At 43.6% G+C, this 12,652-nt stretch carries 12 protein-coding genes and 1 pseudogene; 11 read left to right on the forward strand and 2 right to left on the reverse strand.

The window, feature by feature from the left end; translation table 11 throughout:
• Nucleotides 1–7 precede the first annotated feature (7 nt).
• Nucleotides 8–988: a Solitary outer membrane autotransporter beta-barrel domain gene (locus BLS03_RS06690; protein ID WP_093271307.1), complete on the forward strand. Its 981-nt coding sequence runs from the start codon at nucleotides 8–10 to the stop codon at nucleotides 986–988.
• Here BLS03_RS06690 and BLS03_RS06695 read toward each other — a convergent pair.
• Complete coding sequence (locus BLS03_RS06695; RefSeq protein ID WP_093271309.1) at nucleotides 985–2,217, reverse strand: GGDEF domain-containing protein; 1,233 nt, start codon at nucleotides 2,215–2,217, stop codon at nucleotides 985–987. The two genes, BLS03_RS06690 and BLS03_RS06695, sit on opposite strands and share 4 nt — an antisense overlap.
• A 238-nt stretch (nucleotides 2,218–2,455) precedes the next feature.
• Here BLS03_RS06695 and BLS03_RS06700 point away from each other — a divergent pair, with 238 nt between their 5' ends.
• From BLS03_RS06700 to BLS03_RS26170, 10 genes and pseudogenes are all read left to right on the forward strand, one after another.
• Nucleotides 2,456–2,824: a late competence development ComFB family protein gene (locus BLS03_RS06700; protein WP_093271312.1), complete on the forward strand. Its 369-nt coding sequence runs from the start codon at nucleotides 2,456–2,458 to the stop codon at nucleotides 2,822–2,824.
• An 11-nt stretch (nucleotides 2,825–2,835) separates the two neighbouring features.
• The gene (locus BLS03_RS06705; protein ID WP_093271314.1) at nucleotides 2,836–3,105 is read left to right on the forward strand and encodes an HlyU family transcriptional regulator; all 270 of its coding nucleotides are present in this window, start codon (nucleotides 2,836–2,838) and stop codon (nucleotides 3,103–3,105) included.
• 287 nt (nucleotides 3,106–3,392) lie between these two features.
• Nucleotides 3,393–4,928, forward strand: coding sequence for a Re/Si-specific NAD(P)(+) transhydrogenase subunit alpha (pntA, locus tag BLS03_RS06710; protein WP_093271317.1), 1,536 nt, complete (start codon nucleotides 3,393–3,395; stop codon nucleotides 4,926–4,928).
• A gap of 12 nt (nucleotides 4,929–4,940) precedes the next feature.
• Nucleotides 4,941–6,335 (forward strand): Re/Si-specific NAD(P)(+) transhydrogenase subunit beta, encoded by a 1,395-nt coding sequence (gene pntB / locus BLS03_RS06715; protein WP_093271320.1) that lies wholly within the window; start codon nucleotides 4,941–4,943, stop codon nucleotides 6,333–6,335.
• A gap of 173 nt (nucleotides 6,336–6,508) precedes the next feature.
• Nucleotides 6,509–7,948, forward strand: coding sequence for a sensor histidine kinase VxrA (gene vxrA, locus BLS03_RS06720; protein WP_425445102.1), 1,440 nt, complete (start codon nucleotides 6,509–6,511; stop codon nucleotides 7,946–7,948).
• The gene (gene vxrB, locus BLS03_RS06725) at nucleotides 7,923–8,582 is read left to right on the forward strand and encodes a response regulator transcription factor VxrB (RefSeq protein WP_093271325.1); all 660 of its coding nucleotides are present in this window, start codon (nucleotides 7,923–7,925) and stop codon (nucleotides 8,580–8,582) included. The genes vxrA and vxrB overlap by 26 nt, the downstream gene beginning before the upstream one ends.
• Entirely contained in the window at nucleotides 8,582–9,460 is an 879-nt protein-coding gene (locus tag BLS03_RS06730; RefSeq protein ID WP_093271327.1) for a DUF2861 family protein, read from the forward strand. The genes vxrB and BLS03_RS06730 overlap by 1 nt, the downstream gene beginning before the upstream one ends.
• A gap of 61 nt (nucleotides 9,461–9,521) precedes the next feature.
• Nucleotides 9,522–10,727, forward strand: coding sequence for a conjugal transfer protein TraF (locus tag BLS03_RS06735; protein ID WP_093271330.1), 1,206 nt, complete (start codon nucleotides 9,522–9,524; stop codon nucleotides 10,725–10,727).
• Nucleotides 10,728–10,780: 53 nt separating this feature from the next.
• Nucleotides 10,781–10,936 (forward strand): YoaH family protein, encoded by a 156-nt coding sequence (locus BLS03_RS06740; protein ID WP_093271333.1) that lies wholly within the window; start codon nucleotides 10,781–10,783, stop codon nucleotides 10,934–10,936.
• A gap of 1,001 nt (nucleotides 10,937–11,937) precedes the next feature.
• Nucleotides 11,938–12,288, forward strand: a pseudogene (locus tag BLS03_RS26170) (glycoside hydrolase family 3 N-terminal domain-containing protein); the annotation flags it as partial.
• A gap of 51 nt (nucleotides 12,289–12,339) precedes the next feature.
• Here BLS03_RS26170 and yciH read toward each other — a convergent pair.
• On the reverse strand, nucleotides 12,340–12,651 hold the full coding sequence (gene yciH / locus BLS03_RS06750) for a stress response translation initiation inhibitor YciH (protein WP_093271338.1): 312 nt from the start codon (nucleotides 12,649–12,651) through the stop codon (nucleotides 12,340–12,342).
• Nucleotide 12,652: the final 1 nt, after the last annotated feature.

Consider the following 12,652-nt stretch of genomic DNA (forward strand, 5'->3'; position numbering starts at 1 on the left):
TCGCTTTATGCGTACTTATTTGTGTATGCAATGCAGTTGGTTACTGCTTTGCCCAGTTATTTGCGCCGCCCAAAGCTATGACTCGGTTGAAAAATACCTCGAGAGAGCTTTTTCGGTCGGTGTGGTGCTGTCAGATAGCGAAGTCGTTAGCTTTGGCTTGCACGATTTTGATCCCAACGAGTTGTTTAATCTTCACAACGATAATATTGGTTCAGAAGATGCGTTGGAATTAAGGCAACAGCTGGCGGTTACCTCCCTCCCTTATACCTTTCGATTTGATACGTTCGATCCTAAGCTAACGCAACTCGTGACGACCCGGTTTTCGATTATCTCATCTGATAACTCTGTCAAAGTGGAGAAGCACCCGGGGCGCGATAGCCAACAAGAGTTGATATTGGGAGGCATGCTTGGTTACGGATTGGACTACCAGTATGACCCGCACTGGTCGTTTACACCCACACTTGGTGTCCATTTTCAGTATTATCACAATGAACATCAGTATCTTAGCGAATATTCCCAGCAACAAATAAAACCGCAACTTGAAGGTGTACTGTTTAATACCGATGCCTACGCAGTGACTTTTGAACCCGCAATTAGCGTCAAGTATAAGCAAGAATTATCCTGGGGGATTTGGCGTTTTAGCAGTGCTGCCCATTATTTCTATGGATTTGGCGGCGGCGCTGCCAATGATGGCAAAGTGGGAAATCCGGAAGGTTGGTATCTATCTAATGGTATTGAATTATTGCGTCCATTGTCGAATTGGAGCGACAGCGTTCAGTCGTTATACGCAACGCTTAGGCGAGTTGATATTGGTGGCGATCCAAGTCATCCCATTGGCGCTAATTACTATTACGAAACGTCATTTGGTTGGTTAATAACACCGCCGATCAGTTTGCCTTGGATTGAGAATTTAGGGCTTGGTATCAGCATTAATTACGGCAGTGCGATAAAAGGCGGAAGTGTGGTGCTATTTTTCAATCAAGGCTAGAAGCAGGCGACTTTATTACGCCCAGCTTTTTTCGCTTTATATAGCGCTTGGTCGGCAGATTTAATCACATCTTCCACTTTAGCCTGCTTGGCGTTATCACACACACCGATACTGATCGTAATATTGACGGTTTTATTTTTTTGCGATTTTCCACGCCGTCTCGTCCCTTGCCGGTCGTTTTTAGGGCGCTCGTTATCACGCAGTACCATTTGGTAGTTTTCGACGTTTTCTCGCAGACTTTCTAGGTGAGGCACCGCTTCCTTGACGGTTTTATTTTTAAATACCACAGTGAATTCTTCACCGCCATATCGATAAACTTTGGCTTTCCCACCCACTTCTTGTAATCGTGCGGCGACTAACTTCAGTACGTCGTCGCCAGTATCATGGCCGTAGGTATCATTGAATTGCTTAAAATGGTCGATGTCCACCATCGCAATTGAAAACTTACGACCCAAGTGTTTGAGATCAGAATCCAGTGCTAAGCGCCCGGGAATATTAGTCAAACGGTCGTTAAACGCTAACTCATAACTGGCTGACAATACATAAATCAGCAGTAAAATCGCCACTATGCTGAACATCGTAACTGAAATATAAGGGATGTGGAAAAATACGTAAGTGGTACTTGAGAGCGTGATTGCGCTGTAAACCACTGCGTCAACGATACGGTTATAGCGTAATAACAAAATGGCACTAACACCGACTAAAGCCGCTAAATAAAGCACCAATACCAAAGGTAGACGCGAAATCTGCGGAACCACGAATAAAAAGGTTTCGTTAACTTGTTCAAATCCACCAGCATAAAAGTAGCTAAGGATGATGTAACACCATAATGCAAATAGTGACAGTGTCACCAAGAATATAAGGTAAGTGCGAGAAAATAGCCCAGTATCACGCAGTGGGTAGACAAGCATGCAGGCGACCGGAGACAAAAAACTCAGCAGGCAAAGTTCTAAAAGCGTGGTTCCGGTTGATAACGGAGTTTGAAGCCGCGCCTGAATGATCCAATAGGCCACCAACATTGCCGTTGCGATCATTGCAATACGGCTTTGCTTAAATGCGTGGCTAAGTGCAATCACCGCCAGAAACAACACAAACGGTAAGTTCGAAGCGAATCCCAAATTGGCTTCGGTCACAACGATAACGTTGCTCATTCCTAACCAAATTGTGGCAAGAATGAAAAGTGGGAACGAGAGACGAAACCAGTTTGAAGTAACGACGGAATAAGACATTCGATGCGCTGCTGACTCTATACTTAAAAAGGGTGATAAACGGTGTTAAGAATAACGCGATTTAATGATATTCCAAGCTTTTTACTCAAGTTGATAACTAAAATTGATCTTTCGGTTGGAAAGTGGACTCGCGGACGCAAAAATTGCGAAGGCCGTGCTAGGGGTTATGAGTAATTTAATCCTATACTAGACGGTAACGTAATGATCTTTATCCATTGTTAGATATAGGGAAATTGATATGCAAATTGGTTCTGACGTCCACAATTATATGGAAACTTTAGTTGGGCAAGTTCTCGCGGCAGAGGAGTTTGTCGATCGTTTTACTAACGAGCAATTATCTGACATCGCATGCCTTGCCTTAAATCGAGTCCGACCGGTTTATATTCGTTACGATATCGATTTTCTGTCCGCGTTGCCCGAAGAGCGTCTTGTGGTACTTAAGCAACACGTTGACAAAGCAGTTGAAGCTGCCATGGCGATGATCATTGACGATCGTAGAAAGAACCGAGAAGATAACGACATCACGGTTATATACAATAATCCGCGTCATAATGAAGACGCTGAGTTGGAATGGTACGAACAACCTCTGACTCGATTGAAAAAATAAAAGGAGTAGAAGTGGGGTTATTTTCTCGATTGTTTGGTAGTAAACAAGAACAAAAAGTTGAAGAGCCGGAACAATATAAAGGCTTTAATATTTATCCTGCGGCCATTGCTGATGGCGGCCAATATCGCATTGCCGGCAAAATTACCAAAGAAGTGGATGGAGAGCTGAAAACTCATGATTTTATACGCTCGGATGTGTTGCCATCGAAAGGCGATGCTAACGAGTTAATGTTAAAAAAAGCTCAGATGTTCATCGATCAAATGGGTGAAAAAATTTTCTAGCCTCAACCTGAGGCGAATTGATTCGAATCATATTTTAAAGAGCTATAAGTCGTTATGCTTATAGCTCTTTTTTTATCTAATTTATTGTTTAAAAAGAGAAATTATTAAACTGGTTAGACCTTTCAATGGGCGTAATGTCTAAACTTTACATCGTAAATGAATAGAAGCTTATTCATTACTGAAAGTTATAACTAATGATATTTTGTATTTGTGCGGTGAAGCGCTTGCGGTTGAGTTAACTGTTGGTTAAAAAAGTGATTCATTGTGCCAATCGTCAAGGAATAGCTATGCAAATTGGTGTGCCAAAAGAAACGCTCGTAGGAGAGACGCGGGTGGCTGCTTCGCCAAAATCGGTGGAGCAATTAATCAAACTTGGGTTTGATGTCTCAGTTGAGAGCAATGCTGGCGCACTAGCCAGTTTTGATGACGCCGCTTTTCAAGCTTCGGGAGCTGAAATTTCCGATAAAGACAGTGTTTGGAACAGCGATATAATTTTTAAAGTCAATGCACCTTCAGTGGATGAAATTGCTCTGTTGAAAGATGGCGCTACCCTGGTGAGCTTTATCTGGCCGGCGCAAAATCCAGAGTTAATGGAAGCGCTTTCAAGTAAAAACATCAATGTAATGGCAATGGATGCGGTGCCTCGGATTTCGCGTGCTCAAGCTTTAGATGCGTTATCTTCCATGGCCAATATTGCAGGCTATCGCGCGGTTGTTGAAGCCGCTCATGAATTTGGGCGCTTCTTTACTGGGCAAATTACTGCGGCAGGTAAAGTACCACCGGCCAAGGTCTTAGTCGCTGGCGCCGGGGTTGCCGGGCTTGCAGCAATTGGTGCAGCTGGTAGTTTAGGTGCGATTGTACGTGCGTTTGATGTTCGTCCTGAAGTCAAAGAGCAAGTTGAATCGATGGGCGCTGAGTTTTTAACTCTGGAATATCAAGAAGCCAGCGGCTCTGGTGATGGCTACGCCAAAGAGATGTCTGACGAATTCAACAAAAAGGCAGCTGAACTCTATGCGGCTCAAGCGAAAGATGTTGATATCATAGTGACCACTGCGCTTATTCCTGGTAAACCCGCGCCAACGCTTATCACTAAAGAGATGGTTGATAGCATGAAAGCGGGCAGCGTCATAGTCGACTTAGCAGCGGCCAATGGGGGGAATTGCGAATATACTCAAGCCGATAAAGTCATTACCACCACGAACGGCGTTAAAGTCGTTGGATATACCGATATGGTCGGTCGTCTACCGACTCAATCTTCGCAGCTTTATGCCACAAACTTAGTCAACCTGTTTAAACTGCTTTGTAAAGAGAAAGACGGCACCATCAATATCGATTTTGACGACGTAGTTTTGCGCGGTGTGACGGTGGTTAAACAAGGTGAAATCACCTGGCCAGCACCACCGATTCAAGTTTCAGCTCAGCCAAAAGCGCAACCTGAGAAAATCACGAAGCCTGAACCTAAAGAACAAGAGCCAACTTCGCCAGTGAAAAAGCTTGCCGGTCTGGTGGTCGCTGTTGGGGCGTTTGCTTGGATTGCATCTGTGGCGCCCGCTGCGTTTTTGTCGCACTTTACGGTTTTTGTGCTTGCGTGCGTGGTTGGTTATTACGTGGTATGGAACGTAACCCATGCTTTGCACACGCCGCTGATGTCGGTGACCAATGCCATTTCAGGCATTATTGTCGTCGGTGCTTTATTGCAGATCGGGCAAGGCAATGGTTTAGTCACACTGCTGTCGTTCATTGCGGTGTTAATTGCGAGCATAAATATTTTTGGTGGCTTTACGGTGACCAAACGCATGCTTGAAATGTTTAGAAAAAATTAATAGGAGTAACAAATGTCTGCAGGATTAGTACAAGCGGCATATATTGTTGCTGCACTGTTTTTCATTCTTAGCTTGGCAGGGTTGTCAAAGCAGGAATCGGCAAAGTCGGGAAACTATTACGGCATTGCTGGGATGGCGATTGCATTGATTGCCACGATTTTTTCACCGCACTCACAAGGTTTTGCTTGGATCATTGTAGCCATGGTTATCGGTGGTTCAATCGGTGTTTACTACGCTAAGAAAGTTGAGATGACCGAAATGCCAGAGTTGGTTGCGATATTGCACAGCTTTGTCGGCATGGCGGCGGTTTTGGTTGGTTACAACAGTTATTTAGCGCCACCGGCGCCCGTCTCTGTTGACGCAGCAGGCATTCACGCTGAGCACGTCATTCACTTAGTTGAAGTGTTCCTCGGTGTGTTTATCGGCGCGGTTACCTTCACCGGTTCAATTGTTGCGTTTGGTAAGCTTCGCGGAGTGATCTCTTCATCACCTCTCAACCTTCCGCACAAGCATAAGCTTAATCTCGCTGCGATTGTGGTCTCTTTGCTGCTTATGTATCAGTTCGTTAGCAATGATGGCAGCACTTTCGCGCTAATTGTCATGACCTTGATTGCGTTTGCATTTGGCTATCACTTAGTTGCTTCAATAGGTGGTGCTGACATGCCGGTAGTCGTTTCTATGCTCAACTCCTATTCGGGATGGGCAGCAGCGGCGGCAGGCTTTATGCTCGCCAACGATCTGTTGATTGTAACGGGGGCACTGGTCGGTTCGTCAGGTGCAATTCTCTCTTACATTATGTGTAAAGCGATGAACCGTTCGTTTGTTAGCGTGATTGCCGGTGGTTTTGGCCAAGAAATATCAATTTCTTCGGATGTCGAGCAAGGTGAACACCGTGAGACAAGTGCTGAGGAAGTGGCAGAACTTCTACGTAATTCTAAGTCGGTGATCATTACCCCTGGGTACGGTATGGCGGTTGCGCAGGCGCAATACCCAGTTCATGAAATCACTGAAAAATTACGTGCTCAGGGTATCGAAGTTCGCTTTGGCATTCACCCGGTCGCAGGGCGTTTACCTGGCCATATGAACGTGTTACTAGCGGAGGCGAAAGTGCCGTATGACATCGTGTTGGAAATGGATGAGATTAACGATGATTTCCCTCAAACTGATACGGTATTGGTGATTGGTGCTAATGACACGGTAAACCCAGCGGCGCTTGAAGATCCCAACAGTCCAATTGCGGGAATGCCAGTATTAGAAGTTTGGAATGCACAAAATGTCATTGTATTTAAACGCTCAATGAACACTGGTTACGCAGGTGTTCAAAACCCATTGTTCTTTAAAGAGAATACACAAATGCTGTTTGGCGACGCAAAAGAAAGCGTCGATGCTATTTCAAAAGCACTGTAAACTTTTTCTCTAGTTAACTATTGAAGCCAGCATGATATCATGCTGGCTTCGTCTATTTCTAAAGTTGCATTATTGACATCTATATTACAATTGAGATACGTCTTTCTGTCATAATGCGCTACGTTTTTTATAAATTACTGATATAACGAATAAATACATTGATTGATAAAGTAATTAGAGTAGTTATTATTTGCAGTTTCTTGGCGTCTTTCGCGACGAGAGCAGACTCATTGCCTGAGCGGATTGATATTTTTATCGATTTGTTTGATACATCTAAAGCCATTGTTTCGTATGACATTAGAGGTTTGCAGTCTGATTACCCCAATCGTTTGATTACGCCAGATTCAATGTTGCCGCAAACGGCATCATATCCGCTGCGTGATATTCAAAAGCTCTATCAGTTAGCGCAAAATTGTACCGGGAATTTACCGTTAAATCCTTTGGTTACGGAACCTTTGGTCTTTACGAGAGCCATATGTAATGGCACAACACTGACCAAACGCTGGTTTGCTCGAAGCGCGCTCATTCACCCAGGTGGTGGATCTTATGCGCATCGTTACGTTTTAGTTCACCCTGATAAGGCCAGTGAACTTCAACAGTATATGCATATCAAAGAACGGCCAGTTGCTTCTGACGATTCACTGTTAGGTCGATTGCAGCGCATGAGCGAAGATTCGATGAATTCGCTTATTGCAGGCTCAAGTATGTTTTTGGAAGGCGATGAGTTCTGGTTAAGAAAAAACGACGACTACTACGTCTTTCCAGAAAAAGTGTGGCAAGCCAATATTGATGAAGCGGGCTTGAGCTATCAACTGCAAAGCGATGCCAGCACCTGTTTTATTCAGCGCGGCAATTTGTGCTGGAGTGTTGAAGACCATTCCGACTTCCTGCGCATAAGTATGGTTGTGCTGGTGATTGCTAATATCTTATTGGTGATGGGATGGTCAGTTTATCGCTGGAATAGCAAGCGCCAAGAAATGCGCAGTCGTATGTTGATTCTACAGATATTGACCCACGAATTGCGTACACCGATAGCCAGCTTATCGCTGACTGTTGAAGGTTTTAGACGCGAATTCGAGCGTTTACCAGAAACCGTATACGACGAATTTCGTCGTCTATGTGAAGATTCTAGGCGACTTCGACAACTTGCAGAAGCAAGTAAAGATTATTTGCAGTCAGATAACAAACCACTGGCGACCGAATGGGTACCTTCGGTTGAGGAGTGGCTTGCGTTTAAAGTGGAAGAAGAATTTACTGGCGATATCGAGCTTAAGATTAACCAAGATATCGCCGCAAAATTGAACGTGTATTGGCTTGGTACATGTATCGATAATTTAATCCGTAACGCCGTGAAATATGGCGTTGCCCCTGTTACCTTAGACGTAACGACAACACAGACGAATATTACCGTTAAAGTGATAGACCACGGCGAATTGACTCAAAGAGATTGGCGAGATTTACGCAAACCTTTTGTCAGTAAAAGCGGCCTTGGTTTGGGCTTAACCATAGTTGAATCAATGGTTGGTCGGATGGGTGGCAAAATGTCACTGATTGGTCCGCCAACGACATTTATATTGGAGATACCTTGTGAAACAGACGTTGCTTCTCGTTGAAGATGATAAAAACTTGGCGGATGGCTTGCTCGTAAGCCTTGAACAAGCGGGATATGAATGTTTTCACGCTGAGACGATCGCAGAGGTTGCTCAGCATTGGGACAAAGCGGATCTCGTGATCTTAGACCGCCAGTTGCCAGATGGCGATTCTGTCACTCATTTGCCTGAATGGCGTCAAATCAAAGAAGTGCCAGTGATTTTGCTGACGGCTTTGGTAACCGTTAAAGACAAAGTGATGGGCCTTGATGCCGGCGCGAATGATTATTTAACTAAACCATTTGCGGAAGCGGAATTATTTGCTCGCGTACGTGCGCAGCTACGTGCGCCAGAACAAGATGCAGAGGACGATTCAAAAGTAAGAACCGAGCATTTAGTGATTGATAAGGCTACGCGTGAAGTGTTCTACAAAGAAGAGTCCATTACGCTAACTCGTACTGAGTTCGATCTGCTGCTATTTTTGGCGAGCAATTTAGGTCGTGTGTTTACTCGTGACGAACTGCTTGACCATGTCTGGGGTTACAACCATTTCCCAACTACGCGTACTGTTGATACTCACGTATTGCAGCTACGTCAAAAATTGCCAGGTCTTGAAATAGAAACCTTACGTGGCGTTGGCTACAAAATGAAGGCGTGATGAAACGAGCAATATGTACTCTAGGTGCGCTGATTTTTAGCGCACCTACTTTTTCCGCCAATGTCCCTTGGTTTGAAAGCAATACGCCTTTAACCCAAGCACACCAAAACTTGCTTAACGGCAACTTACCAGCGATGTTTTCATCGCTGGTTGAAGTTTGGCAACTTGAGAAAAACGAAAATCTCACTCCACATCTTAATGATCTTTTCTTAATGTCTCTGGAAGCTGACTGCGGTAAAGGGCTCGACACCAAAGCGCTTCCGTTGTGGTTGAAGGCAGTGACGGTGCGTCGCTCAGATATTCAAAGTCCAGGTCGAGATGCTTACCGCGCAGTAGTTGAAGTTAATTCGACCAAAGAGTTGGTTGATGTTTCTTTAACTCGCTGGATCGTTAAGTCGCTATCAAGTGATGACTCCTTGATATCTCAGGGACTTAGCGGCGACGACGACCAAATTAAATACATCAAGCGTTATAATTTGAACAGCCGTATGCCGATGGGATTATATCGCATTGATGTCACCGCAGCTGATCAAACCTCCTGGAGTTCATGGCTTGTTATTGGCGATGAAAAAGCGAAGCAAACGGTAAGATGGGCGTCGAAAGACCAATGGCAGGTAGAAAAAAAAGCGCTGCTTAACCCAACTTGCCCGTTACCGAAACTGAATGTCGCAGTCTATGATTACGTTGATGGTAAGTATAATCAGGTTTGGAGTCATAATTACGAGTCTGAATATCCGACTTCATTAGACACCAGTACCATTCCTCCTGCACGCTATGTTTTAGCCGTTTCAATGACTCATCAAAGGTGGCAAGGACCGATAATAGTAGAGGAATCTCAAATTATCAGTAAAACTTACGATGTTTCTGCAGACGAATAGTTAAAGTTAAAGACATTACCGTCGTTATAGATTTAGAGATGATCAACAAAACTATAACGATATGAAACTAATTAAATTCAAATATCTTCCGTTTGCAGTGGCCCTTGCGAGTTCGAGCGCTACTGCAGCCAATTATGCAATCGAAGCTCGTGGCGATGCGATGGGCGGTGTTGGGGTTGTGTCCGCAAATTTTTTGACCGCACCTTTTTACAACCCAGCACTTACTGCTATTTATCGTCGTAATGACGATGTCGGTATGATTTTGCCGAGTGTGGGGGTGAGCTATAACGATGAAGAGCAGGTGATCGATAGCTTTGAGTCGATCGCGGATCAAATTACGTCTTTCTACGATTCACCGAGCACAGCAGGCGCAACTGAATTGCAGCAGAGCCTAGATGATATCAACGGTGATACCGTCAACCTAGAATTAGGTGGTGTGGTTTCCTTTGCTATCCCGAATCAGTACATTGCGATGAATGTATTTGGTAAAGCGTACCTACAAGCCGTCGTGCAACCTGATATGTATAATGGTGCGAATACAGGCGACAGTGACGTTGATATTGCGGTAAACGCAGAGCTCAGTACGGTTAATGCTGTTTCTATCGGTGTGACAGAGGCTGGTATTTCACTGGCAAAATACCAAAACTTTTTAGGCCAACATATAGCATTAGGTATTTCGCCGAAAATTCAGCGTATCTATACGCTGGTGTATAACACCGACTTTGCAAATTTCAGTATTGATAACATAGCCGAAAACCGTACTGGTGAAACCATGTTTAACATGGATGCGGGCATGATATGGTTTTATGGTCCGTTTCGCGTCGGTCTATCCGGGACTAATCTGATTTCGCGAGATATCGAAACTAAAACGATTAGTAAAACACTAACTGCAAGTGATCCATCATCAACATCTCGCGACATTAATCTTTCATACTATTACAAAATGCGTCCGCAATTTACAGTTGGCGCCGGTATTGTTGCTGACTACTTTACGCTAAGTGTGGATTATGATTTACGTGAAGAGGACCGCTTCACGAGCTTTGATGACAATAAGCAAATGTTACGAGTTGGCGGCGAAGTGGATTTATTACGTCAATTAAAATTCCGCGCAGGTTGGAACCGTAACTTAGCATACACTGACAGTGAAGACACATTAACTGCTGGTCTTGGTATCAACTTGCTTGGCTTGGTGCAACTGGATGTTGGTGCGAGCTATACCAACGCCGATGCAATGGGCGCATACGTAAACTTCCTCGCGAGCTACTAGTAATTAGCTGTCATTTATAATACATTCACCCCTCAATTTTTGAGGGGTGTTTTATGTTTGATGATCTATCATTAACTCACGAAGAGCAGCAAAAAGCCGTAGAAGAAATTCAAAAACTGATGGCTGAAGGTATGAGTACCGCACAAGCGATAAAAGTTGTTGCAGAGCAAATCCGCTTGAATGCTCAGGCAGAAAACAAACAACAGTAGTAGAGAATGGAGTAGGGAGCTGCTTCATTTTTTATCTCCTTAAACGCACTATAACTAACTTAATTTAAAATCATTATATTATTCTGCACTACAAAACCGAGAACACCGTAGAAAACATCAAAAAGATTCTTGAGCTAGAATGGTTTAAGGTTATATTTTTCAATAGGTTAATACGATATATAATTCTAATTCCGCTATAGGACCTCGTCTGTATGTAATTTTATTACAGGATAACTGAGTAACCATGTAGAAATTTAGACCTCTAGCTTACCAAAGGCGCTGGAGAGATTTGTGACAATGTCACTCTAATTTTAACCAGTTGGACGTGCCTATGTGGTTAAGTAAAATGGACAATTAACACATGGCATATGTGCACGAAATAGCGGCAGACGAACATCACTTGAGTAACACAGAATCCAAAAATTTTTGTCATGCGTTGAACACAAAACTTGATTGAATCCCGAGCCATTTAGCCAATCTTCAACATTTATCATCTTCCTTAAAACTCGCGGGCATCATAAACCCTACATCAATGTTTAATCACTAAATCTACAAGGCCGCCATTTATTCAGAGCTTCTGCTTAGAGACTTTGGATAAAACAACGGGATAATAGTAAGATTCCGATTTAGCGATGCATTAGCTTAAAATGTCTTAGATTTTTGAAGCTTCAGTCACTCAGAATCAGAAAGTTACTCAGATTCTGCCTAGATAAGCCCGGCGCAAGCCCATGTAACATAAATTACATTAGTGCGTATTATCTATCTTATGTTAAATGTTATATGTGCAAGCCAATCCATGTTTAGCCAACGCATCACTTGGTCTAACAAGCATTTACTCCCTACTTGCCACCGCAGATATCAATTAAACATAACCGTTATTTACCATAAAATAGCTAATAATCAGTTGTTAATCTGCGAATCACAACCTAGCTTATTAGCCTTTAATAAGGCTTATAAATATCCATTAGCGTATTTTAAATTTTGCTTTTCACATCATTCAAATGACGATACTTTGTATCAAACCCTCCCATATACAGTTAAAGCGCTATGGCGGTAATGGCTCAGCGATAGACGGAACTGAATTCGCTTGCCAGATGCAAGTCGCTGCGACTGGCGATTCTCAATACGCAAAACACCTAGCGATGATCAGTGCACAAGAAGGCAAAGCACTTGGTGTTAACTGGACGTTTGCGCCAGTTGTTGATATCGATATTAATCCCCACAATCCAATCACAAATGTAAGGACCTTTGGTAGCAATGGTGACACCGTAACACTATTCGCAAAGCAATATGTCCAAGAGATGGTTGAACAAAATATGGCAACATCACCCAAACATTTCCGCGGTTCTTGCCATATAAAAAGCCTCGCAACTGCGAGGCTTTATCATTTTGACTCTGTTAAATCAGCCGCCGGCCAATTTAACGGTGTGACCTTTTTTCTCGAGATGTGCTTTGATTTTATCTCGAGCATCACCTTGGATTTCTATAGTGCCATCTTTGACGGAACCACCACAACCACAGACTTTTTTCAGTTCTGCTGCAAGCAGTTTTAATGGCGCGTCATCAAGATCTAGCCCAGTAACAATGCACACACCTTTGCCTTTACGGCCTTTGGTTTGACGTTGGATGCGCACGATGCCGTCGCCTTTCTCTCGTGCTACTTTTTGCTCTTGTGGCTTAATACGTCCGGTTTCGGTGGAATATACTAATGTCATA

The organism is Vibrio xiamenensis (genome assembly GCF_900100015.1).
GTDB classification, from domain to species: Bacteria; Pseudomonadota; Gammaproteobacteria; order Enterobacterales; family Vibrionaceae; genus Vibrio; species Vibrio xiamenensis.

What these genes read in the sequence shown, in the direction of transcription:
- BLS03_RS06690 (WP_093271307.1), top strand. Translation starts at nt 8, where the DNA reads ATGCGTACTTATTTGTGTATGCAATGCAGTTGGTTACTGCTTTGCCCA.
- BLS03_RS06695 (WP_093271309.1), bottom strand. Translation starts at nt 2,217, where the DNA reads ATGTCTTATTCCGTCGTTACTTCAAACTGGTTTCGTCTCTCGTTCCCA.
- BLS03_RS06700 (WP_093271312.1), top strand. Translation starts at nt 2,456, where the DNA reads ATGCAAATTGGTTCTGACGTCCACAATTATATGGAAACTTTAGTTGGG.
- pntA (WP_093271317.1), top strand. Translation starts at nt 3,393, where the DNA reads ATGCAAATTGGTGTGCCAAAAGAAACGCTCGTAGGAGAGACGCGGGTG.
- pntB (WP_093271320.1), top strand. Translation starts at nt 4,941, where the DNA reads ATGTCTGCAGGATTAGTACAAGCGGCATATATTGTTGCTGCACTGTTT.
- BLS03_RS06730 (WP_093271327.1), top strand. Translation starts at nt 8,582, where the DNA reads ATGAAACGAGCAATATGTACTCTAGGTGCGCTGATTTTTAGCGCACCT.
- BLS03_RS06735 (WP_093271330.1), top strand. Translation starts at nt 9,522, where the DNA reads ATGAAACTAATTAAATTCAAATATCTTCCGTTTGCAGTGGCCCTTGCG.
- BLS03_RS06740 (WP_093271333.1), top strand. Translation starts at nt 10,781, where the DNA reads ATGTTTGATGATCTATCATTAACTCACGAAGAGCAGCAAAAAGCCGTA.
- yciH (WP_093271338.1), bottom strand. Translation starts at nt 12,651, where the DNA reads ATGACATTAGTATATTCCACCGAAACCGGACGTATTAAGCCACAAGAG.